We start from the raw sequence: 21,263 nt of genomic DNA on the forward strand, positions 1-21,263 counted from the left end.
GGGGAAATGTCCCCTAATGGGGGACATTTCGATCACGAAGTGACTGACCCCGGCTCTTTTCCTGCGGGTTGGACCATGCGGTCAGCGGAGGCAAGGCATGTTTCCAGCGCTTGCATTCCACTCCCGCGCCCCCAGCTAGGTGACAGTGGTGGCCTGTAGTGCTGCCTCATCCGAACCAACCAGGAGAACCGCCATGAGTTTCGATTCCTTTCTGTCCAAACTGAAGACTAAAGCCAGCGAACTGAAGACCGAAGCACTGAAGTTCAAGAACAAGGATTTCCTGAACGCCGCCATGGCGGGATCCGCCCTGATCGCCATGGCCGACGGCAGTGTCAGTGCGGAAGAGAAGCAGAAGATGGTGAAGTTTATTGAAAGCAATGATGCGCTATCCGTGTTTACCACCACGGACGTGATCAAGGCTTTCCAGGAGTATGTCGGGCAGCTGGAGTTCGACAAGGATATCGGCGAAGCCAAGGCGTATCAGGCGCTGGGCAAGATGAAGTCGAATGTGGAAGCGTCGCGCCTTCTGGTGCGCATGATTATCGCCGTCGCTTCGTCGGATGGCAATTTTGACGCCAACGAGCAGCGCGTGGCCAGCAAGATCGCGCGCGAGCTGGGGCTGACTCCTGCGGAGTTCGAGCTGCAGTAACCGCCAGGCCAGCCGGCTGGCTAGCTTAATCCTTGTCCCACCACGGCGGCGCGTCCTCCGACCTCGAGCATGCCGTCTTCAATGCACTTATCTTGTAGCGGATCTCGATCACCTGCCCATGGTGAAACGGACCGCGTATCCAGTCGCCGGAATGAAAGAGGTAGGACTTGCCATTGATGCAGCGTTCGGTCGGCAGGTCGCCGATGGGGCCGGTCGAACGCAGGGTGACGCGCACTTCGCCAGTTGCATCGAGCGGCGCGTCGGCGCTTGCATACAGTATGTCTATGCCGACATCGCACACAGTGGTGCTGCCTATCTTGCTGCAGTACTTGATATACGTTTGCTGGCGCGCCGTGACCATGTGATCTTCATGCCGCATCGGCTTGCCGTCGTCAAAGGTAAAGCGCAGGACGACTTGCGTGGGCTCGCTGGCCGGATGGCGCGTGGTGCTGGTGCAGGCGGCGCTGATCAGGGCCAGCAGGGGCCAGGCCAGCAGGCGCAGGCCGCCGCGCAGCAGCTTCGGGATCGGGTTGTTGCCGGATGGATGCTGCATGTAGCGTTGCCATTTGTCTCATGAACGGGGCGCCGATGATAGCATGCGAAGGCAGCGGTTCCGCTAGCACGCGCCGCGATTCAATTCCTGCAACACTTTCTTGCATAACACCCCATAGCCCACGCCCGTGCCCCGTTTGTGTGCTGCCAGGTCGTAGCCGGCGCTGATGTCATCCCATGCCACGCTGCCGGGCAGGGGGCGCAAGTCGTCGTCGAGGTCCATCTCGAAATGAATGAAGTGGCCATCGGCGCTCAGCAGCTTGCCGTACACGGCGGGCATGCCTGGGCAAGCCAGTTGCAGGTCCAGCATGAGGGCCGTGCCCAGCGCCACGCCATGGCTGGCCGCGCACTGGCGCAAGGCGTCGGGCAGGGGACGCGCGCGCCACCAGGCCGCCGTCTGCTTGATGGCGGCCTGGGTCAGCGCGTTTTGCTGCTGGACAGAATACTGTTTGCTCATGGCTGCTACCCATGCGGCACGCGGCTTGCCGCCCTAACGCGATGCCAGGCTCATGCTTTTTACATGGGCTGGCACGATTTCGCCGCTGGCCAGTTTTTCGGCCGGTACCCGCATCAGCACTTCGCCGCCCACGCTGCCGTCGTCGCGCAAGTCGATGCGCATGGCCAGTTGCTGGTCGAGCGCCACGAAGCTGTCGCTGCCGGTGGCGATGATGCGGTGTTCTTCCTGGTCATCGATGCGCGCATACATCATGGCGCCGATGCTGCCCGCGTTGCGCAGGTAGAGCACTTGTCCGTTCGACAGCTCATAGCCGCCGCGGAACGGGGCAAACCTTTCCGCACTCATGAAATGTTTGTGTGCCGGCAATTCGATCGTGTGCAGGCGTCCGCCGGGAACGACGACGGTCTGGCTGTCGGGCAGCGTTTGCGCATTTGCCAGCAGGGCGCAGACGCCCAGGGTGCCGGCCAAGATCCATGTTTTCATTTTTTTACCCATCCTTGAACTGTGGTGCCGTCCGCTGCCGGCGCGGCGATGTTGATGCGGGTGACAGGGAAACCGAACCGGCTGGTCCGCAAGTGCTGCTGTCACACTGGCAAGGCGCGGACTGCCGGTGTTGCCAGTGTAGACAGGCAAGATGCACCGCGCATCATCCGATCGGATGACACGGCCTCATGCATCGAGTACGGCCAGGTGCGCCGTGGCGCCGTGGATCAGGGCGATCAGTTCGCCCTGGCGCCGCGTATCCGTCTTTAAATAGGTGTGGTGCAGATGCGTCTTGACGGTGTTGACGCTGATGCCGCCCTGCGCGGCGATTTCCTCGATGGTGGCCCCTTGCGCCAGCGCCTTGCCCACTTGCGCCTCGGCTTGCGTCAAGTCAAACAGCTGGCGCAAGGCAGGAACGGATGTGCTTGCTTTGGTGGGATCGCGCGCGATCAGCAGCGCGCATGGGGGCTGGCAATCGGCAAGCGGGGTGACGGTCAGGGCCAGGGGGGCTTGCTGCTTGCGCGTCAGGCGCAGCGACTGGCATTGCGCCGCGCCGCCGGCGCTGGCGATCACCAGGCGCACGGCGCGCATCAGAGCGGGCGGGGCAGCGTGTTCCAGCTGCCCCGCATGCAGGGCGTGGCCGGCGGGAGTGGCGAAACGCAATCCGAGGTTGGCGTCGAGCACCAGCACGACGGCGCCCATCGCGTCGAGCGCTGCCAGCGCACAGTGGCTGGCCAGTTGCGCTTCGCGCAAGCGCTGCTGCAGGCACAGGGCGCGCTGCAGATGCGGCAAGAGTTCCTGCCATTGCTGGCCGCTCAAGCCAGCGCTGTCGAGCTGCGGCCAGTCTCCGGCGCCGCAGGCCGAGTCGTACATGGCGCCGATCAGTTTGCCCACATTCATTGCCGTGCTCATGCTTGCCCCCAATCCTGATTACATCAGTGTGCCGCGGGCGTGCAGGTGCGGAACTGGGTAAGGGCAGTGTGGTACAGCGATTGGCCCCACCTTTGTAAGGAAGGGCTGGACGCTGCCATCTGGCCTGGGCATCTTTCAAGATAGTATAAATATGGCACCGCTGCAATGCGGTGCTGCAGCGGATTGCGGATGTGCGTTACGCACTTTCGGCAATCAGGCGTTCCAGCAGCATGCGGGATTTTGCATCCGTGGCGCGAACCTCATGCAGCCGCGTGAGCAGCTCGGATTGTCCAAATTTTTTAATCAGCCTGCAATAATCTTCCGTTTCTCGCGGACAGAATTCGAGTTCCAGCAACTCGCAGGTTTTCGCGATCAAGCCACGTTGTTGCATCGCGGACAGGAGGTTGACACCTTGCTTTAATGCTCTGGCGAAATTACTCTTGATGATCTTCCCGAAGGGCATGCCAGGGTCTTTTGTCAGTATCAGGAAGGCGATGCGCACGGCGGTAGTGTTACCGTTACGGATTGCCAGCGCCACCTGTTTGCACACCTGCGACAGACGCAGCCCCGGGTGCGCGATTGGCGGCCCAGATACGAACTGGTCCAGTTTTTCTCCAAGGAATTCTTCAAGTTTTTCCAGGTTTGCGACAGGTATCATCATCAAGTTTGCTCATTGCAACGGCAGGTCAAGGGCCGCCGGCACTGCCGTGGCCTTGCGTCGTATCACAACCGTACCAGCGATCTTGTCATGCCATCCCTGCTTGCGCGGGTCAATAGCTATCCAAAAGAATCCCAGGTAAAGCGGTAGCGCTGACAGGTAAGCACTGAGACAGCGTTTGATACACTGGCCGACAGTAGGTTTGTTGCCCGTCCGCGCATCGACAATGATCGCGCCGATGGCCATCTTGCCAGGCGTTGTAGACAGGGTGATCCACAGCGCCAATTGAATCAGTGGCGGCAGTACACATGAAATCATGAAGTGGGCCGGCCCACGGAAAAAGGAGTCGGTCAAAAAGTAGCTTTGGCCATATATGGCCATCAACATCGGTACTATGATAATCAGCATGAGTATGGTGTCGATCAACGTCGCGCCAACGCGTGGCCAGAAGCCTACATAGTCCATTTCAGAATTCTGTTGCATTATTTTTTCCAAAACGTCAGTCAATGAGTGGCCGCTGGTGGCGGGTCAGAATGGCGCAGTGTACGAGCTTGTTGCTTCCATTGCAAGTTAGAGGTTTTGTCAGCTGTTCTATTGGCGAGGGCAAGGAAAATTGCACGAGGCGTGAGAGGCAGGGACGAAAAGCCCCTGAAAATGGTCGCTTTGATACCGCATGGCGAAATTCGAAGCAATCGGACGCATGGAAAACATATCCATAGGGTAAGCTTCGGGGCTAAGCTATTTCGCAACTCTATCAAAAACACATGACCTCCATAATGATCCCCGACGTCGCCCTGGTCGACAATACCGAACAACGCACGCCGCTGGTGCTCGTGCTGGACTGCTCCGGCAGCATGGACGGCGAGCCCGTCTCGCTGCTGAACGAAGGCCTGGCCTTGCTGGAACAGGAACTCAAGTCCGACGTGATCGCCGCCAAGCGCGTGCGCATCCTCGTGATTCAATATGGCGCCCACGATGAAGCGGTCGTCGCCAGCAACTGGTGTGATGCCATGGATTTCACGGCGCCGCGTCTGGAAGCGAACGGCACTACGCCGACCGGCGCGGCCGTCGAACTGGCCCTGGCCGAGATCGAGCAGGAAAAGCAGCGTTTCCGCGCGGCAGGCGTGGCGTATACGCGGCCGTGGCTGTTTTTGATGTCCGATGGCGAGCCGACGGACCGCTGGCAGCACGGCGCCGAACAGGCGCGCGCGGCCGAGCAGGCCAATAAAGTGGCGATCTTCCCCATCGCCGTGGGCGACCACGCAAACATCGATACCCTGGGCGAATTCTCCAGCCGCGGCGAGCGGGGCGTGAAGCAGTTGAAAGGCTTGCAGTTCCGCGAACTGTTCCTGTGGCTGAGCGCCAGCATGCAGGTGGTGTCGCAATCGCGTCCCGGCGCGCAGGCGCAACTGGCCTCGACGGACGGCTGGTCCGTCGTGAGTACGTGAAAGCCCGCTGATCCATGACGATAGTAAACAAGCATTGGCGCGTGTTCGGCGCCTCCGTCACGGGCAAGGCGCACCTGGATAAAGATATTCCTTGCCAGGATGCGCACGCACATGCCGTCGTGGACGATGTTTTGGTCGCCATCGTCTGCGATGGCGCCGGATCGGCCCGCCTCAGCGAGCAGGGCGCGCAGTTTGTTGCCGCGCACACCGTGCAGGCGCTGGCCGGGCGGCTGGAGCAGGGCGCCACCGTGCAGGATTTGGCGGACGGCGCGCTGGCCGGCACCCTGGCGCAGATCCGCGCCGCGCTGGACGACATCGCCCGCGCCGCCAATGCCACCCTCGACGACTACGCTTCCACCGTGGTGGGCGTGGTGATGGGCAGCGACAACGGTTTCTTTTTCCACCTGGGCGACGGCCTGGGCGTGGCGCAGCAGAACGATGGCGGCGAACTGATCTCGCTGCCCGCCAACGGCGAATACGCCAACGAAACCTATTTCATCAGCGGCGAGCGCTGGCGCGAACAGCTGCGCCTGCTGCCGATTCCCCAGTCCGTGCGCGGCATCGTGCTGATGTCCGACGGCTGCATGCCCTTTGCCATGAGCAAGAATAATGGGGCCCTGTACGCGCCATTCATGGATGCCGTGCAAGCTTATCTGCGCACGGTCGACAGCGTGGAGCTGGGCAATGCGGCGCTGGCGTCCACCCTGGCCGACCCGCGCACGCACCAGATCACGGGCGACGACAAGACCTTGCTGCTGGCCTTGCGCGCATGAGCAAGAAACAAGGTGTGACACCGGGCCTGAGCCCGGGTGGAAAAATTTGGCTGGATAAAGTCCGCAGCCTGGTCTTGGGCAAACTAGTCAAGAGCGGCGGCGCGGGCAGCGTGTATCTGTTGCCGGGCGCACCCGCGCAGGTCGCCAAGCTATACCATCCGCACCTGGACCGGGCCGCCAACCGGCGCAAGCTCGAAGCGATGCTGGAACTGTCGCCCGAGCTGCCCGATCAACTGGAAAACGGCAAGCGCTACGTGCAGATCGCCTGGCCGCAGGCGGCCGTGTTCGACGGCCAGGGCGGCTTCGCCGGTTTCGTCATGCCTTTGCTGGACATGGCGCAGACGGCGGAGCTGGAACAGATCATGCAGGAGCGTCAGGCGCGCGCGGCAGGATTGCCCACGGGACTCGGTCCCAAGCTGACCCTGGCCGCCAACCTGGCCGCCGTCATCGATGCGCTGCACCAGCAGCAGCATTACGTGGTCGATCTGAAACCCGTGAACCTGCGCTTTTACCGCGATTCGCTGTACATCGCCATGCTTGACTGCGATGGCTTCAGCATCCAGGGCCATGCGGAGCGTTTTCCTGCCGAACAATTCACGGCCGACTACCTGGCGCCGGAATTCCAGCGCAAGGGCATGCCGGCGGGAACGGAAATGGCGCAAGACCGTTTCGCGCTGGCCGTCGTCATCTTCCAGTTGCTCAACTTTGGCATCCACCCGTACAGCGGGCGGCCCGGCAATGCGCAAGTGGCGACCGACATTCCCGGGCGCATTCGCGACGGCTGCTACGCGTACGGAATAAAACGCCACAAGCAACTGGCGCCGAACGCCACCAGCGGCCACGCGCTGATGCCGCCCGAATTGCGCGCCATGTTCGACCGCGCGTTTTCCCCATCCCCCAAACCGCAGCGGCCATCGGCGGCCGATTGGGCGCAGTTGCTGCGCGGCTATGCGCAGCGCAGCGGAGGCAAGCTCGTCGTGTGTGCCGCGAATCCCGAACACCAGCATTTTGCGGGCCAGGGTTGCGCTGCCTGCGCGCGCGACAAGGTCATCGTCGCGGCCGCGCAAGCTTCGGTGCAGGCGCAGCAGATGCAGGTGCAACAGCCGCCGCAGCAGCGCAGCACGCGCGGCGCGCACCATACGGCGCCGGGGCAGGCGCCCGTGCGGCTGCCAGCGGGTGCCGCGCAGGCCAATGCGGGCGGCATTTCCGGCAAGGGCTGGGCCGTGGTGGTGCTGCTGATCGTGCTGTTCCTGATCGGCTTTACGGCCTGGACCTCGTCGCCAGACGAAGTCAAGGACAAGGCCAGCCTGCAGGCGCAAGCGGACCAGGCGGCTGGCCTGGAAGTATTCAGCTGGCGCCAGCGCAAGGCGGCCGGCTTCCAGCAGTCCGATGCGCGCAAGGCCGTGTACAGCCTGTCGCAAGCGATGACCAAGGGCGACGATGACGCCGTCACGCGCGGCTTGCAGCTGCTGTACCGGGCCGGCGAGGACAAGTCGTCGCGCTACGAGGGTGACAAGGTGCGCGCGCGCCTGCGTACCACCTTGATGGAAGGCCTGGGCGCGATGCCTGGCTACGCCCCCGAATTGGCGAAGACCTATCTTGACCAGTTGCAAGCCGACCCGCGCGACCACCTGGCGGCGGCGGCCATGGGCCGCATGCACCTGAGCCTGAACGAACCGCAGGCGGCGCGCCAGTACTTCGAACAAGCCGTGTGGGGCCGTCCCACCGATGGCGTGGCCTGGCTCGGCATCGCGGCCACGGCCCTGCTGCGTGGCGGCGATGAGCAGGATGCCGTCAACCTGGTGGCGCTGGCGCAGCTGACGTCTTACCGTTACGCGGTAGAAAACGCCATGCCGACGGAACCGGGCGAGCCGTCCGACAATGGTGTCGCCGCCACGGAAAAACGCATGGACCGGGCCGCCAAGGTGCTGCGCCTGGCTCAGGGAGGGGGCTACCAGAAGCGCTGGGACAAGGCGCTGGCTGATGGCGCGCTGCTGGCAGCAAAACTCAAGGCCTTGCCGCCCTTGCCGGACCAGCCTGCGGGCGTGCTGCGCGAGACGATGACGACGGTTGATTACGGCGTGCTCGACAAGCAGAATGCGACGGGCGAAAACCGCTTGACCCTGTCGATTGCCGCCGATGGCACCCTGACGCATGCGGTGGCGGAAATGCCGATGGAACCCCAGTTGAACAAGGTCATGCAGGACAGCGTGAAGCGCTGGACCTATTTGCCGGCCGTCAAGCATGGCCAGTTGCGGGATGCCAAGGCGGAAGTGCTGGTGCGCTACCGCAATGGCCGGGTCAGCTTTGTGCCGGCCGAGCCGCGTGTCTCGCCGGACGATTAAAGGAATGACATGAAAATCAAGACCCTCTGCGCGCTGCTTGGCGCTTCCTTGCTGTGGCCCGCGCTGTCGCAGGCGGAAATCGTGCAGCGCCTGGTGCTGACAGCCATCGCCGCCGAGCAGGACAGCGAAGGCGGCGATGTGTTCACGATCGCCGGCACGACGGCCTGCGGCGGCAAGCAGATACGCATGGATGCCCGCTCGGTGAACCTGGACGAGGCGCCGTACGAGGCGTTGAAAGTCCAGCTTGCTGAACGCATGCGCGCCAGGACGCCCATGCTCGTCACCCTGAAAAAATGCCCGGAGGATGCGAGCGTGCCCATCGTGCGCCAGATCGCCGCCTGCACGCCAGCCGCCTGTGCCGATGGCCGGGCGCGGCTGTACTTGCACGAACGTTTCTACCCCATCGAGCAGGAAAACGCGCCCAACGTGCTGCTGTTGTCCTTGCCGAAAGGCAAGCTGCCGGGCACGTGGAAGGTGGAGATTGTCAGCGTGGCGGGGCACAAGCTGCGCCTGTCGGGCCAGGTCAACCGCGCCGACTATGCGCAGGGCGAGTTGGTGGGCGGCTATGTCACGTATTACCCCGACGGCAAGATCGAGAAACAGGTGGCGCAGGATGGGCAGGGCCGGCAGGATGGCGTTACCAGCCTGTATCGTGCGGATGGCAGCCTGGAATCGCGTGGCAGCTGGCGGCATGGCTTGCCGGAAGGCACGCACCAGCAATATCACGCCACGGGCCAGCTGCGCGAGGCCAGCGTGTACCGCGAGGGCAAGCGCGTTGACGGTCCCGTGCAGACGTTTGACGAAAATGGCAAGCTGAGCACCAGTTATGTGCTGCGCGATGGCCGCATGGAAGGCGAATTGCTCGCGTATTTCCCGGATGGAAAAGTGTCGAACCGCACGCAAGTGAGCAAGGGCAAGTTCAATGGCAGCACCACGGATTACTATCCCGATGGCAGCATACACAGCAGCATGACGCAGCGCAACGATCTACCGGTCGGGGAAGCGCTGGAGTTTTATCCGGATGGCAAGGTGCAAACCCGCCAGCAGTATGGCGATGACGGTGGATTGCTGAGCATCCAGCGCTACAGCCCTCAAGGCGTGCTGGTACTGGAAAGACGTTGGGATGCGAAGTTGCGCGAGCAAGGCACATCGCGCTCGTGGTACGAGAACGGCAAGCCCGAGCAAGCCATCGAGTACGTGAACGACCGTCGCGACGGCTGGAGCCGCAGCTGGCACGAGGATGGCAGCTTGAAGAGCGAATGCCGGTATGTGGCCGGCAAGGCCCAGGGCACATGCGGTGACGCGCCACCAGCGCCGGAATTGCAGCGCAAGGAGCAGGCATGGCGCGCACTGTGAAGCATTTTTTTAGCGCCATGCTGCTGTTGCCGGCGCTGGCCCATGCCGAGATTGAGCAGCGGCAAGTAGTCACCGCGATCAAGGCGACACCCGACGGCGATGTGCTGACCCTCGCCAGCGACAGCGGCTGCGGCGGCAGGCAGGTGCTGATGAATGCTGTTTCCGTGCGGCTGGATAAGGATCAGTATGTCGCCATGAAGCAGCAATTGGCTCCCTTGATCCGCGACAAGACGCCCTTGCTGATGCGTATCAAATCCTGTCCCGCGCCAGACGGTGCTGGAGCGCTCGTCATGCCCGAAGTTGGCAAGCTGGGCCGCTGCGAGCCGCAGGCCTGTGCCGACGGCAAGCCGCGTTTGTACCTGAATCACAATCTGTCGCGCGGCGAAGTCAAGGAACATGCGCGCTATGCGCTGCTCCTGCCGCTGCCGCCAGGCAAGACGCCAGGCACCTGGCAAGTCGAGGTTTATCATGTGCGCGAAGGCGAGCCGAAGCGTCTGACGGGTCTGGTCAAGGATCCAGATTACCTGCGCGGCAAGCTGGTGGGCAACTACAGCATGTATTACCCGCATGGACAGCTGGAAATGCAGGTGGAGCAGGATGGGCGCGGCCTGCAGGAAGGCGTGCAGACGCGGTATCGCCCGGATGGCGAGCTGGCCATGCGCGCCACCTGGCGCAATGGAGTGCAGGAGGGGGAGGAACAGTCCTATCACCCAAGTGGCAAGCTGATCGAGTCGCGCACCGACCGCAAGGGCGCACGCGCCGATGGTGTGGTCGAAACGTTCGACCAGGATGAAAAGCTGCGCACGCGCATGACCCAGGTCAAGGGCCAGACGGAGGGCGAACTGCTGCTGTTCTATCCGGACGGCAGCGTGGAAAGCCGCAGCCGGTACGAGAACGGCATCCAGTCAGGACCGAGCACCGGCTACTTCCCGGATGGGAAGGTGCAGCGTACAACTACTTACGTTGACGGCAAGCCTGTCGGCGAAAGCGTCGAATATTACCCTGACGGACAAGTCGCCAGCAAGCGCACACACAGCGGCCACTATGTCCTGCGCAGCGAGCAGCGTTTCAGCCGGGCCGGCGTATTGCTCGTGCACAAACTGTGGAACGCGGGCGGGCGCGAGGAGGGCGCATTGCGTTCCTGGTATGCCGATGGCAAGCCCAGGCAGCTGATCGAGTACGTCGATGGCGAACGCCAGGGCTGGACGCGGCACTGGCGGGAAGATGGCGGGCTGGAGAGTGAGTGCCGCTATGTGGCGGACGAACCGCAGGGGGAGTGCACTGGCGCATCCGCCAAGATGTCGTACACGGAGGATGGGATTGAGCCGCTGATGCCGGGGCCTTGAGCCGGGGAAGTCGTTGCCGTCCGGTCGCAGCAGCGTGCCCATGGCGTCATTTCGCGTAGATACTCAGTTTGCGAGTAGTCGACTGCTGCGGGAGGCGCTCATTAAATCGGGCTTTACCTGACTAGTGCCAAGCAGTAAAAGCGGTCCGCTCCACTTTCTGGTAGTGGGTCCGGGCCACGAACCCATCCCAAAGACTCATACAGGTGAACCGCAGCCTCCATGTCGCCCCAAGTCTCGAGTTCCAGTTGAGTGAAGTTATGGATAGCGGCCTGTGCAATTGCCTCGCTCAGCAGCATTCGGCCAATGCCCTGTCCTTGCATGCTCGCATTGACGTGGAAGCCGAACAGCTTGGCGACAGCCCCCTCCATACGCTGAATGGCAAGGCAGCCGACCAGTTTGCCATCTACCTCTGCCACTAATTCGATTTCGTTAGGGGTGTCGGCTTGGCCAAGCGCACCAATGGCAGCATCTAAGGTGTCAAAATCCGCGATTAAACCGAAAGAAGCTAATGATTTCTGTACTACAGCCCTGGCACCGGAATTATCGATGGGAAGAGCTTTACGGATTGACATTGCTACTTCTTGAGTGATTTATAGCAATGATTTTATGCGAATGCTTTGCGTCAGTCGAGTGAGACCCATTCTTCCCATCCATCACGGACCGTCTGGTATTGGCTGGTTGCCGTCGTTGGCAGGTTACGCCCCAAAGCGGACCTCCACGCGTTCGCAAATACCCCTGCATCGGCACCTGCTGTAGCCAGGAGTTACGATAAGGTATGAGCTTCTACACCTTCTGCTTCGCATCGCAGATTATGTAGTCTCTGAACAAGAGGATGTTCGGTAATTGGGTTCAACATGGCTAGCCGACGCTTGCCGTAACGAGCGTCGATGATCGCTAAACCCCGAACGACTGGATTGTTGTGATCCAACATTTCCTCAACCGTCAAGCTAAGACTGCAGAACAAATCCTTGTTCATCTGCTCCAGAAGAAACAGCCCGCTAGCGTCCATGACAGGCCAAGCCAGCTCGTATGCCTGTGCGGGCGTTGACCCATCGGCGCGATTCTTCGCAGTCAAGGCTGCAAGCGATGACAAATAGCTTAGCGACCCAGTGCTAAAGATTCGGCTACCGCGAAAACTTATCCAGAACTCTCCTTCTTCGTCATGAGAATGGCGATATCGTGTCTGGTTGAGATCAATACTCGCCACAACGCTCTTCGCGATGCGATCGTGTAGCTGCTTCTTAAGTTGCGACCATCTCATGCTGTCTCGATTCTTTCATTATTACACCGTGATTCACGTACCACGAAGGTCCGCTCCTGGCCGATTGCAGTCATTGGCAGGTTCAGCCCCGAAGCTGCTTCTCAAGAAGTCGCAAAGCAGTAGTGATGACCGATGGACATTAGGCGGGCGACCGTCAATCGACACGACGTGCTCGTCGATTGCCAAATTAGATCGCATCGACTTCATAGGCGCGCGCGTCCTGTTCAAGCGGTGCATCGTAATAGCCTACGGAAGCAATCTGGGCCAAGTACACAGGCATGAACGCTTCGATACTTCCGAAGCTCTCGTACTGTTGTACGTGGCGCAGCTCATGGGAAATGAGTCGTACATCAGCATGTCTCTGTACGATAAAAATACCATAGCCAAGGGTCATTCCCGCCATGTTCGGACCAATCAGGCCGGTAGCATCGGCGACTTCACGCAACAACGGGTCTTCCGGCATCGGCAGCTCCGAGACGTACTGGATCCGGACTAATCCAGGCTTCGCAACGCCCACGTGCGTCGCAAGCGCAGTTCCCTTCTCATTCAAAGAAACGCCACTTCGAAGTATCAGATGAGACTGCTCCTGCGCCCAGGCGATTGCTTTCGGAACGAGGAGCGGCAGGAGTGTTTGGATATCCATGAAAGATGCCAATCAAGTAGAGTTCAGAATCAGCGCGTGCTGCTATGAAAAAATTTCAGACAGAACAATATCAATTATGGGGAAGAAGCGACCGTCTGGAAATGGCCGGATTCGGCCATACGCAACTAGCCTTTTCTTTTGAACCTTTCGTGTCGCAAAATCGACCTGTACTCGTCTGCGGTTGGCACGTTTTTCGCAGTCAGTGGTATGCCAGCCACCGCAATCACGGTCAGGACAACCACACACCGTTGTTCGCACCGGGTGCTGGGCTAATCCATTGCGCTTCTGAATAGCGTTAGTTCGTTCCTGACTCTTGATAAGGTGGACTAGTGCGCCTCGGCTCAAAAATTTTCCTGCCATGATTTTCCTCTAGGTGCATTGAACCGCACAAAACGTTAACGTTTTCAATGTCTGCTGTTGGCCGGTGCCGTCATCGGCAGGTTCCGTCCAACATACGACGAACAGTTAATCAGCTCTTTAGTCGCAAAGCGGGTATTCGCTGTTCGATGCGTTTTCCCCTATTGCCGACAATTACGGGAAAAACACTCGACAAAAGGGACGGGCTTGCGATTCGCCAGGACGTTCGATAGACGGCGGGGTCAGCCGATACGAACTTGAGGTGCACCGGCATCCAATATGCGGAACAAGAAATCTTCAACTGCGCTCACCGGTGACGAGCCAAGATCAACCGTCACTTTCCACCCCTCCTGTGTCGGTTCCAGCTCGGACATGAAGTGTACGACGCCGAACAGGCCTTCCTCGGTAGCGACATTTTCGTCGTCGGCGTCGAACCACTTCAGGAACCACGCCTGACAGACGTTTGAAACGGCCTCTTGGCTCAGACCAAGCACTTCGAGTGGCGCCCAGTCCCAAACGAACGGTGAAAGAACCACTTCACCTGCACCCGACGCAAAAGTGACCACCTCAAACTCCAACCGGGTCTCGGAGTCGACTTGAATCGCTTGGCCCGCAGTGCTTCCTTCCATTGGCATGACGTCGGCTCTGCAAGGAAGGCCGAGTGCGCCTTCGACGGCCAACGATCCATCGCTTTGCCTGAATGCCGGCTCCACATGCGATAGGTGCTGCGTGGCAACCCGTGAGAGGGTGTCGATGTATGGCGTGCGAACGGCGGTGAGGAATTCGGAAATCGTCATGCTGGAATGAGAAGGCGGTTGGTTTGTCGTCTACCGGTGCGGCGGCGTCAGCACGCTGGCGATCGCTTTCGGCAAGGTTTCCGGATAATCGCGGCTGAAGTGCAGGCCGCGGCTTTCGCGGCGGGACAGGGCGCTGTTGACGATCATCGAGGCCACGTCGACGAGGTTGCGCAGTTCCAGTAAGTCGTGCGTGATGCGGAAGTTGCGGTAGTACTCGTCGATCTCTTCCTTCAAGAGCGCGATGCGGTGCTGGGCCCGTTCCAGGCGTTTGGTTGTGCGCACGATGCCCACGTAATTCCACATGAAGCGGCGCAGCTCGTCCCAGTTGTGGGAAATCACCACTTCCTCATCCGCGTCCGTGACCCGGCTTTCATCCCAGTCGGGCAGGTATGGCGTGCCCAGCTTTTCCTTGCTTTCGATATCCTGCGCGCAGGCGCGGCCGATGACGATGCATTCCAGCAAGGAATTCGAGGCCAGGCGGTTCGCCCCATGCAAGCCCGTGCAGGCTGTCTCGCCGACCGCATACAGTCCCGGCAAGTCGGCCCGGCCCGCCAGATCCGTCACGACGCCGCCGCACGTATAGTGTGCGGCGGGCACGATGGGGATAGGCTGCTTGGTGATATCGATGCCCAGTTCCAGGCAGCGCGCGTAGATAGTGGGGAAGTGTTCGATGAGGAATTCGGCCGGCTTGTGGCTGATGTCCAGGTGCACGTAATCAAGGCCCCGTTTCTTGATCTCGAAGTCGATGGCGCGCGCCACCACGTCGCGCGGTGCCAGTTCGGCCCGTTCGTCGTGGGCCAGCATGAAGCGCTGGCCGGCTGCCGCGCCCGCTTCGGGCGGCAGTTTCAGCAAGCCGCCTTCGCCACGGATGGCTTCGGTGATCAAAAACGATTTCGCATACGGGTGGTACAAGCACGTGGGGTGGAACTGGATGAATTCCATGTTTGACACGCGGCAGCCGGCGCGCCAGGCCATGGCGATGCCGTCGCCGCTGGCCGTGTCGGGATTCGTTGTATATAAATACACCTTGCCGGCGCCGCCCGTGGCCAGCACGGTGTGCTCGGCGGCAAACGTCAGCACTTTACCCGTTTGCTCATCCTGCACGTACAGGCCATGGCAATGGGGCTGGGCATTGCGCTGGGTGGGCTTCATGCCCAGCTTGTCGGAGGTGATCAGGTCGATCGCGCAATGGTGTTCGAACAGGCTGATGTTCGGGTGGGCGCGCACCTTTTCTTCCAGCGTTACTTGCACGGCATGCCCGGTGGCGTCGGCCGCGTGGATGATGCGGCGCTGGCTGTGTCCGCCTTCGCGGGTCAGGTGGAAGCCCAGCTCGGCCGTGGCATCGCGCGTAAACGGCACGCCTTGCTCGATCAGCCATTCGATGGCTTCACGGCCGTGCTCGACGATGTAGCGCGTGGCGCTCTCGTCGCACAGGCCGCCGCCGGCGATCAGGGTGTCTTCGATGTGCTGCTGGTGGCTGTCGCCCGAGTCCAGCACGGCCGCGATCCCGCCTTGCGCCCAGTTGCTGGCGCCATCGAGCAGCGCGCGTTTGGAAATGATCGCGACGGTGCGCGTCTCAGCTAAATGCAGTGCAACCGATAAACCCGCCAGGCCACTGCCGACAATCGCTACATCAAATTTCATGACATTTATCTTTTTTCAGGGGAAGCATACTATAGTCCATTTCACATCAATCGGTAATGTGTTGAGATAAATTCTGCCAGTGAAAGATAGCTGGGGCCGTAGCTTGTGGCGTATCAATGTCTTCGTGGAACAGTTCGCCATGATGGCAAGACCGGTGGCAAGCCGCCCTGTGCGCGGCGTGCCGCTTTTGCCGCAGGAGGCCCCATGATCCGCATCTTCAGCCATTACGTCTCGAAAACAGCGTTTATCTTGCTGTTGCTGGAAATCATGATCCTGCTGCTGTCGGCCACCCTGACGTCGCTGCTGTGGCTGGCGGATGGCAGCCGCGTGCTGCGGGTGAGCGAGGTTTACCTGTCTTCCTCGATCTTTGCCCTGGTCATCGTTTTCAGCATGAGCGCGCTGGGCATGTACCAGCACCGCTCGCGCGAAGATATCCGCAACACCTTATTGCGCATCCTGCCGTCGTTCGCCTTGGGTTTTGCCGTGCTGAGCGTGCTGATCCGTTTTATTCCTTCCTTGCATTTCGGACGCGGCAGCGTGCTGATCTTCGGCCTGGGCGCCATCGGCGTGCTGCTGGCGCGCCTGGTGGTGTTCAAATCCTCGCAATCGGCGCTGATGGAAGGCCGGCTGATCCTGGTGGGCGGCGGGGCGCTGGCGCGCGAATGCATGGAACTGGCGGCGAGCAAGATCGGTTTCCACCAGTTTACGGTGGTCGGCTGCATCGATGTGGCGGGCGAGCGCTGCTGCGTGCCGGCCTCGGCCTTGCTGCCGGCCGAACCGTCGCTGCTGGCCATGGCCCAGCGCCATGCCGCGCATGAGATCGTCGTGTCCGTCAGCGACCGGCGCAATGGCGCGTTTCCTGCCAAGCAACTGCTGGAATGCGCGCTGGGCGGCGTCAAGGTGATCGACGCGGCCACGTTTTTCGAGCGCGAAGCGTGCCAGATCCGCATCGATTCCTTGCAACCGAGCTATCTGATCTATGGCGGCGGCTTCGACCAGAGCTTTTTCCGCGCCGCCTCGAAGCGCCTGTTCGACCTGGCTGCCAGCGGGGTCATCTGCCTGACGGCGCTGCCCGTGATGCTAGTGACGGCCCTGTGCATCCGCCTGGAAGATGGCGGCCCCGTGTTTTACCAGCAAGAGCGGGTAGGGCGCGACGGCTTGCCCTTCAATGTGCTGAAATTTCGCAGCATGCGCTGCGACGCGGAGCGCGATGGCAAGCCCATCTGGGCACTGGACAACGATGCGCGCATCACGCGCGTGGGCAAGCTGATCCGCAAGCTGCGGATCGACGAGCTGCCGCAAATGCTCAATGTGTTTCGCGGCGAGATGAGTTTCGTGGGACCGCGCCCAGAGCGCGCCTACTTTGTCGAGCAACTGAAGGAGCAGGTGCCGTACTACAACATTCGTCACAGCATCAAGCCAGGCATCACGGGCCTGGCGCAGGTGCGCTATCAATATGGCGCTTCCGTCGACGATGCGGTGAACAAACTGCAATACGATTTGTATTATGTGAAGAACAATAGCCTGTTCCTCGACTTGCTGATCCTGCTCGACACGGTGCAGGTAGTGCTGTTTGGCAAGGGCAGCCGATGATACGGGCGCAGTCGGACTGGCTGGCGGCGGCCGACGCGGCGGCCCTCAGCCATGGCCTGGCGTCGCTGGCTTTCTTCGTGCTGGCGCTGCTGCTCATCAGCAACTGGCGCGCGCGCCAAAACGTGCGCGCCTTGCTGGTCGCTTGCCTGGCGACGGGCGGCTGGGCCACGGGCGCGGTGGTGCTGGTGCTGCTGGGCCAGCGCACCGCCTTGGCCGGCGACGCGCTGGAACTGCTGCGCACCCTGGCCTGGCTGGTGTTTTTGCTGCTGCTGACCGAACCGTCGCGGCCCCGCCTGCGCCTCGTGCTGGCCGGCATCGCCCTCACGGCGCTGGCGCCCTGGCTGTTCTCCCTGGCTTCATCCTGGCTGGCATTGCCATTGCCTGCTCGCATCATTGCCAGTGTCTGCCGTTTGCTGCTGGCCGTGCTGGGCATGTTGCTGGTGGAACAGTGGTACCGCAACACGCCACCGTTGAAACGCTGGGGCATCAAGTTTGCCTGCCTGGGCGTGGGCGGGCTGTTCGCCTACGATTTCTATCTGTACAGCGACGCCTTGCTGTTTCGCACGGTCAACGATGACATCTGGGCGGCGCGCGGCATCGTCGACGCCCTGTGCGCGCCGTTGCTGGCCGTCTCTGCCGCGCGCAATCCGGGCTGGGCACTGGGCCTGTCCGTCTCGCGCCAGATGCTGTACCGCTCGGCTGCCTTGCTGGGCTCGGCCATCTACCTGCTGGCCATGGCGGCCAGCGCCTATTACTTGCGCTATTTCGGCGGCACCTGGGGTTCCCTGATGCAGATGGCTTACCTGGGCGGCGCGGCCCTGCTGCTGGCGGGCGTGCTGTTTTCCGGCAGCCTGCGCGCCAAGCTCAAGGTGACGATCAATAAACATTTTTACAATGCCATCTTCGATTACCGTGAGGAATGGCTGCGATTTACGCGCGCGCTGTCCGAAGATGGCCCGGCGCTGGGCGAACGCACGATACAGGCCATGGCGCAGCTGGTGGAAAGCCGCGCCGGCGCACTGTGGATCTTGCGCGAGCAAGGGCAATTTGCCCCGGCCGCCAGCTGGAACTGGCCGCCAGGCACGTGGAGCGAGCCGGCGTCCGGTCCCCTGTGCCAGTTTCTGGAGGCAAGACTCTGGGTGATCGACGTGCCCGATTGCCAGCAAAATCCGCGCCAGTACGGCGGCTTGCGCTTGCCGCCAGCGCTGCTGGCGCTGCCCGACGTGTGGCTGCTGGTGCCCCTGATGCTGCATGGCCAGCTGTTCGCCTTTGTCGCACTGGCGCGGCCCCGCACGCGCATAGCCTTGAACTGGGAAATCCGCGACGTGCTGAAAATTGCCGGCAGCCAGGCCGCCAGCTACCTGGCGCACCGCGAATCGCTCGATACCCTGACGGTGGCGCGCCAGTTCGACTCGTTCAACCGCATGTCCACTTTCATCGTGCACGATCTCAAGAATTTGGTGTTCCAGTTGTCGCTGCTACTGAGCAATGCGGAAAAGCACCGCACCAATCCCGCCTTCCAGGAAGACATGCTGGGCACTCTCGACCATTCCGTGCAGAAAATGAAGACCTTGCTGCAAAAACTGGCGCGCGGCGAGGCGCCGGAAGCACCGGCGCCGCTGCAGCTCGACGGCTTGCTGCGCCAGGCCGTGGCGGCCAAGGCCAGCCTGGCGCCGGCGCCCCGGCTGGAAATCGTCGATGGCGAGCTGACGGTCCTGGCCAACCGCGCGCGGCTGGAACGGGTGCTGGGCCACTTGATCCAGAACGCCATCGAGGCCACGGCCAGCGATGGCAAGGTGGCCGTGCGGCTGCGGCGCGTACAGCACACGGCCGTTGTCGAGCTCGACGATACGGGGCAGGGCATGAGCGAGCAATTCATCCGCGAGCGCCTGTTCAAACCGTTCGACACGACCAAGACGGCGGGCATGGGCATCGGCGTGTTCGAAAGCCGCGAATACCTGCGCGAAGTGGGCGGCAGCCTGGAAGTGCGCAGCGCGCCGCAGGTGGGCACGACGTTTCGCGTGATCCTGCCGCTGCATGCGGCATAGCAAAGGAGTGGGGTGCCATGGGCAAGCAAAAACTGCTGGTCATCGAAGACGATCCCGGCCTGCAAAAGCAGCTGCACTGGAGCTTTGACGGCTACGAGGTCTTGCTGGCGGGCGAGCGCGAGGCGGCGCTGGCGCTGGTGCGGCGCCACCAGCCGGCCGTGGTGACGATGGACCTGGGCTTGCCGCCCGATCCGGACGGTGCCACGGAAGGCCTCGCCACCTTGCGGCAAATCCTTGCGCTGGCGCCGGACACGAAAGTCATCATCCTGTCGGGCAACCAGGAGCGCGCGCATGCCTTGAAAGCCATCGCGCTGGGAGCCTACGATTTCCACCAGAAACCGTTCGAGGCCGACATGCTGGGCCTGGTCATTGCCCGCGCGTTTTATCTGCACGCGATGCAGCAGGAAAACCGCCGCATGCTGCAGACGCAGGCGGATTCTCCGCTGGCCGGCATCGTCAGCCGCGACCCGGGCATGCTGAAACTGTGCCGCAGCGTGGAAAAAGTGGCGCCCTCGTCGGCCAGCGTGATGCTGCTGGGCGACTCGGGCAGCGGCAAGGAACTGGTTGCGCGGGGCTTGCATGCGCTGTCGAGCCGCCATGCGCAACGTTTCGTGGCCATCAATTGCGCGGCCATCCCGGAGAACTTGCTGGAAAGCGAGCTGTTCGGTTATGAGCGGGGGGCGTTTACGGGCGCGGCCCGGCAAACCCTGGGCAAGATCGAACTGGCCCATGGCGGCACCTTCTTTCTCGACGAAATCGGCGACATGCCGATGGCGCTGCAGGCGAAATTGCTGCGCTTCCTGCAGGAAAGAGTCATCGAAAGGGTGGGCGGCCGTGCCGAGATCGCCATCGACGTGCGCATCGTCTGTGCCACGCACCAGGATCTGAAAGTGCTGGCGGAACAGGGGCGTTTCCGCGAAGACCTGTTTTACCGGCTCAGCGAAATTGTCTTGCGCATCCCGCCGCTGCGCGAGCGGGCCGGCGATTGCACCTTGCTGGCGCAGCATTTCAAGCACAAGTTCTGCGCCAGCGAAGGCCGCAGCAACCTGCATTTCAGCGCCGGCGCGCTGCAGCTGATCGAAAGCTATGGCTGGCCCGGCAATGTGCGCGAAGTGGAAAACTGCATCAAGCGGGCCGTCATCATGAGCGACGGGCCGCAGATCGCGGCCGATGACCTGGGCTTGCCCGCCAGCGCCCAGGCCCTCCCCGCCGATGAATCCATCAATCTGCGTCAGGCCCGCGAAGCGGCCGAGTACAAGGTCATGGTGCGCGCGCTGGCCCGCGCCGACGGCAATATCGCCAAGGCGGCCGAACTGCTGGGCGTGAGCCGGCCCACCCTGTATGACTTGATGGGGCACCACGGCATCAAGTAAGCCTTCTTACTGATATGGATTAAATATCAAGATTGTGTATGGCGTCGCACATACGCTGGCGCCGTCACGGCGCATCCTAGCCTCATCAACAACAAGGAGGGGTTATGAACGCGATCAATTTATTGATGAAGGACCACAAGGCCGTCAAGGCCCTGTTTGCGCAGTATGAGAACCTGAGCGACCGCTCCTTTGCCACCAAGAAAAAACTGGCCGACCAGATCTGCCAGGAATTGACCGTGCACACGCAGCTGGAAGAAGAAATCTTCTACCCGGCCGTGCGCCGCCCGATCCATGACGGCGACCTGATGGATGAAGCCGTCGTCGAGCATGCGAGCGCCAAGGAGCTCATCGCGCAGATTACCGCGATGGACCCCGCCGATGACCTGTACGACGCCAAGGTCAAGGTGCTGTCGGAGCAGATCGAGCACCACGTCAAGGAAGAAGAGGGCGACATGTTTCCCAAAGTGCGCCATACGGCCGTCGACCTCGACGCGCTGGGCAAGGAAATGGCCGCGCGCAAGGAACAGCTGACGGGCGTCGCCGCCTGAGCGGCTTAAAAAAATCAACA

21 protein-coding genes are annotated in these 21,263 nt (G+C 61.6%); 10 read left to right on the forward strand and 11 right to left on the reverse strand.

Going from position 1 to position 21,263, the window contains the following annotated elements; all coding sequences use genetic code 11:
- Window positions 1–193: 193 nt before the first annotated feature.
- The gene (locus CSQ91_RS05990) at window positions 194–649 is read left to right on the forward strand and encodes a tellurite resistance TerB family protein (protein ID WP_070259789.1); all 456 of its coding nucleotides are present in this window, start codon (window positions 194–196) and stop codon (window positions 647–649) included.
- A gap of 25 nt (window positions 650–674) precedes the next feature.
- Here CSQ91_RS05990 and CSQ91_RS05995 read toward each other — a convergent pair whose 3' ends face one another.
- From CSQ91_RS05995 to CSQ91_RS06020, 6 genes are all read right to left on the reverse strand, one after another.
- On the reverse strand, window positions 675–1,202 hold the full coding sequence (locus tag CSQ91_RS05995; RefSeq protein ID WP_099387667.1) for a hypothetical protein: 528 nt from the start codon (window positions 1,200–1,202) through the stop codon (window positions 675–677).
- 63 nt (window positions 1,203–1,265) lie between these two features.
- Complete coding sequence (locus tag CSQ91_RS06000; protein WP_034787338.1) at window positions 1,266–1,658, reverse strand: hypothetical protein; 393 nt, start codon at window positions 1,656–1,658, stop codon at window positions 1,266–1,268.
- 33 nt (window positions 1,659–1,691) lie between these two features.
- Window positions 1,692–2,141 carry a hypothetical protein gene (locus tag CSQ91_RS06005; protein ID WP_143450957.1) on the reverse strand — a complete coding sequence of 150 codons (450 nt, stop codon included), beginning with the start codon at window positions 2,139–2,141 and terminating at the stop codon, window positions 1,692–1,694.
- 186 nt (window positions 2,142–2,327) lie between these two features.
- Entirely contained in the window at window positions 2,328–3,053 is a 726-nt protein-coding gene (locus CSQ91_RS06010) for a helix-turn-helix transcriptional regulator (protein ID WP_099387669.1), read from the reverse strand.
- Window positions 3,054–3,249: 196 nt separating this feature from the next.
- The gene (locus CSQ91_RS06015) at window positions 3,250–3,714 is read right to left on the reverse strand and encodes a hypothetical protein (RefSeq protein WP_099387670.1); all 465 of its coding nucleotides are present in this window, start codon (window positions 3,712–3,714) and stop codon (window positions 3,250–3,252) included.
- A gap of 9 nt (window positions 3,715–3,723) precedes the next feature.
- Window positions 3,724–4,194 carry an RDD family protein gene (locus CSQ91_RS06020; RefSeq protein ID WP_099387671.1) on the reverse strand — a complete coding sequence of 157 codons (471 nt, stop codon included), beginning with the start codon at window positions 4,192–4,194 and terminating at the stop codon, window positions 3,724–3,726.
- A gap of 281 nt (window positions 4,195–4,475) precedes the next feature.
- Between CSQ91_RS06020 and CSQ91_RS06025 the strand changes: the two genes are divergently transcribed.
- Genes CSQ91_RS06025 through CSQ91_RS06045 form a run of 5 tightly spaced genes read left to right on the forward strand, consistent with a single transcriptional unit; the run spans window position 4,476 to window position 10,979 of the window.
- Window positions 4,476–5,159, forward strand: a complete 684-nt coding sequence (locus CSQ91_RS06025) for a vWA domain-containing protein (protein WP_034787343.1) — start codon at window positions 4,476–4,478, stop codon at window positions 5,157–5,159.
- A 14-nt stretch (window positions 5,160–5,173) separates the two neighbouring features.
- Entirely contained in the window at window positions 5,174–5,932 is a 759-nt protein-coding gene (locus tag CSQ91_RS06030) for a PP2C family serine/threonine-protein phosphatase (protein WP_099387672.1), read from the forward strand.
- Window positions 5,929–8,277: a hypothetical protein gene (locus CSQ91_RS06035; RefSeq protein ID WP_099387673.1), complete on the forward strand. Its 2,349-nt coding sequence runs from the start codon at window positions 5,929–5,931 to the stop codon at window positions 8,275–8,277. Before CSQ91_RS06030 ends, CSQ91_RS06035 begins: the two co-directional genes overlap by 4 nt.
- Before the next feature lie 9 nt (window positions 8,278–8,286).
- Complete coding sequence (locus CSQ91_RS06040; protein WP_099387674.1) at window positions 8,287–9,633, forward strand: toxin-antitoxin system YwqK family antitoxin; 1,347 nt, start codon at window positions 8,287–8,289, stop codon at window positions 9,631–9,633.
- Window positions 9,618–10,979, forward strand: a complete 1,362-nt coding sequence (locus CSQ91_RS06045) for a toxin-antitoxin system YwqK family antitoxin (RefSeq protein WP_099387675.1) — start codon at window positions 9,618–9,620, stop codon at window positions 10,977–10,979. Before CSQ91_RS06040 ends, CSQ91_RS06045 begins: the two co-directional genes overlap by 16 nt.
- Window positions 10,980–11,092: 113 nt before the next feature.
- Here CSQ91_RS06045 and CSQ91_RS06050 read toward each other — a convergent pair whose 3' ends face one another.
- The 5 genes from CSQ91_RS06050 to nadB all read right to left on the reverse strand — a co-directional run bounded on the left by CSQ91_RS06050 (window position 11,093) and on the right by nadB (window position 15,681).
- A complete protein-coding gene (locus tag CSQ91_RS06050; protein ID WP_099387676.1) occupies window positions 11,093–11,551 on the reverse strand; it encodes a GNAT family N-acetyltransferase in 459 nt (152 codons plus the stop codon).
- A 191-nt stretch (window positions 11,552–11,742) separates the two neighbouring features.
- The gene (locus CSQ91_RS06055; RefSeq protein ID WP_099387677.1) at window positions 11,743–12,240 is read right to left on the reverse strand and encodes an SF0329 family protein; all 498 of its coding nucleotides are present in this window, start codon (window positions 12,238–12,240) and stop codon (window positions 11,743–11,745) included.
- 187 nt (window positions 12,241–12,427) lie between these two features.
- Window positions 12,428–12,883, reverse strand: a complete 456-nt coding sequence (locus CSQ91_RS06060) for a hypothetical protein (RefSeq protein ID WP_099387678.1) — start codon at window positions 12,881–12,883, stop codon at window positions 12,428–12,430.
- A 599-nt stretch (window positions 12,884–13,482) separates the two neighbouring features.
- Window positions 13,483–14,037 (reverse strand): hypothetical protein, encoded by a 555-nt coding sequence (locus tag CSQ91_RS06065; RefSeq protein ID WP_099387679.1) that lies wholly within the window; start codon window positions 14,035–14,037, stop codon window positions 13,483–13,485.
- Between the two features lie 30 nt (window positions 14,038–14,067).
- Window positions 14,068–15,681 carry an L-aspartate oxidase gene (gene nadB, locus CSQ91_RS06070; RefSeq protein ID WP_034787348.1) on the reverse strand — a complete coding sequence of 538 codons (1,614 nt, stop codon included), beginning with the start codon at window positions 15,679–15,681 and terminating at the stop codon, window positions 14,068–14,070.
- A gap of 204 nt (window positions 15,682–15,885) precedes the next feature.
- Here nadB and CSQ91_RS06075 point away from each other — a divergent pair, with 204 nt between their 5' ends.
- The 4 genes from CSQ91_RS06075 to CSQ91_RS06090 all read left to right on the forward strand — a co-directional run bounded on the left by CSQ91_RS06075 (window position 15,886) and on the right by CSQ91_RS06090 (window position 21,243).
- Complete coding sequence (locus CSQ91_RS06075) at window positions 15,886–17,274, forward strand: TIGR03013 family XrtA/PEP-CTERM system glycosyltransferase (protein ID WP_099387680.1); 1,389 nt, start codon at window positions 15,886–15,888, stop codon at window positions 17,272–17,274.
- Window positions 17,271–19,322 carry an XrtA/PEP-CTERM system histidine kinase PrsK gene (prsK, locus tag CSQ91_RS06080; protein ID WP_099387681.1) on the forward strand — a complete coding sequence of 684 codons (2,052 nt, stop codon included), beginning with the start codon at window positions 17,271–17,273 and terminating at the stop codon, window positions 19,320–19,322. Before CSQ91_RS06075 ends, prsK begins: the two co-directional genes overlap by 4 nt.
- Window positions 19,323–19,339: 17 nt before the next feature.
- Window positions 19,340–20,695, forward strand: a complete 1,356-nt coding sequence (prsR, locus tag CSQ91_RS06085; protein ID WP_070279524.1) for a PEP-CTERM-box response regulator transcription factor — start codon at window positions 19,340–19,342, stop codon at window positions 20,693–20,695.
- Window positions 20,696–20,799: 104 nt separating this feature from the next.
- Window positions 20,800–21,243 carry a hemerythrin domain-containing protein gene (locus CSQ91_RS06090; protein WP_034787351.1) on the forward strand — a complete coding sequence of 148 codons (444 nt, stop codon included), beginning with the start codon at window positions 20,800–20,802 and terminating at the stop codon, window positions 21,241–21,243.
- Window positions 21,244–21,263 lie beyond the last annotated feature (20 nt).

The sequence above is a fragment of the Janthinobacterium sp. BJB301 genome (genome assembly GCF_002735685.1).
Classification (GTDB): domain Bacteria; phylum Pseudomonadota; class Gammaproteobacteria; order Burkholderiales; family Burkholderiaceae_D; genus Janthinobacterium; species Janthinobacterium lividum.

Coding starts and splice junctions, on each gene's coding strand:
- CSQ91_RS05990 (WP_070259789.1), top strand. CDS start 194: ATGAGTTTCGATTCCTTTCTGTCCAAACTGAAGACTAAAGCCAGCGAA.
- CSQ91_RS05995 (WP_099387667.1), bottom strand. CDS start 1,202: ATGCAGCATCCATCCGGCAACAACCCGATCCCGAAGCTGCTGCGCGGC.
- CSQ91_RS06000 (WP_034787338.1), bottom strand. CDS start 1,658: ATGAGCAAACAGTATTCTGTCCAGCAGCAAAACGCGCTGACCCAGGCC.
- CSQ91_RS06005 (WP_143450957.1), bottom strand. CDS start 2,141: ATGAAAACATGGATCTTGGCCGGCACCCTGGGCGTCTGCGCCCTGCTG.
- CSQ91_RS06010 (WP_099387669.1), bottom strand. CDS start 3,053: ATGAGCACGGCAATGAATGTGGGCAAACTGATCGGCGCCATGTACGAC.
- CSQ91_RS06015 (WP_099387670.1), bottom strand. CDS start 3,714: ATGATGATACCTGTCGCAAACCTGGAAAAACTTGAAGAATTCCTTGGA.
- CSQ91_RS06020 (WP_099387671.1), bottom strand. CDS start 4,194: ATGCAACAGAATTCTGAAATGGACTATGTAGGCTTCTGGCCACGCGTT.
- CSQ91_RS06025 (WP_034787343.1), top strand. CDS start 4,476: ATGACCTCCATAATGATCCCCGACGTCGCCCTGGTCGACAATACCGAA.
- CSQ91_RS06030 (WP_099387672.1), top strand. CDS start 5,174: ATGACGATAGTAAACAAGCATTGGCGCGTGTTCGGCGCCTCCGTCACG.
- CSQ91_RS06035 (WP_099387673.1), top strand. CDS start 5,929: ATGAGCAAGAAACAAGGTGTGACACCGGGCCTGAGCCCGGGTGGAAAA.
- CSQ91_RS06040 (WP_099387674.1), top strand. CDS start 8,287: ATGAAAATCAAGACCCTCTGCGCGCTGCTTGGCGCTTCCTTGCTGTGG.
- CSQ91_RS06045 (WP_099387675.1), top strand. CDS start 9,618: ATGGCGCGCACTGTGAAGCATTTTTTTAGCGCCATGCTGCTGTTGCCG.
- CSQ91_RS06050 (WP_099387676.1), bottom strand. CDS start 11,551: ATGTCAATCCGTAAAGCTCTTCCCATCGATAATTCCGGTGCCAGGGCT.
- CSQ91_RS06055 (WP_099387677.1), bottom strand. CDS start 12,240: ATGAGATGGTCGCAACTTAAGAAGCAGCTACACGATCGCATCGCGAAG.
- CSQ91_RS06060 (WP_099387678.1), bottom strand. CDS start 12,883: ATGGATATCCAAACACTCCTGCCGCTCCTCGTTCCGAAAGCAATCGCC.
- CSQ91_RS06065 (WP_099387679.1), bottom strand. CDS start 14,037: ATGACGATTTCCGAATTCCTCACCGCCGTTCGCACGCCATACATCGAC.
- nadB (WP_034787348.1), bottom strand. CDS start 15,681: ATGAAATTTGATGTAGCGATTGTCGGCAGTGGCCTGGCGGGTTTATCG.
- CSQ91_RS06075 (WP_099387680.1), top strand. CDS start 15,886: ATGATCCGCATCTTCAGCCATTACGTCTCGAAAACAGCGTTTATCTTG.
- prsK (WP_099387681.1), top strand. CDS start 17,271: ATGATACGGGCGCAGTCGGACTGGCTGGCGGCGGCCGACGCGGCGGCC.
- prsR (WP_070279524.1), top strand. CDS start 19,340: ATGGGCAAGCAAAAACTGCTGGTCATCGAAGACGATCCCGGCCTGCAA.
- CSQ91_RS06090 (WP_034787351.1), top strand. CDS start 20,800: ATGAACGCGATCAATTTATTGATGAAGGACCACAAGGCCGTCAAGGCC.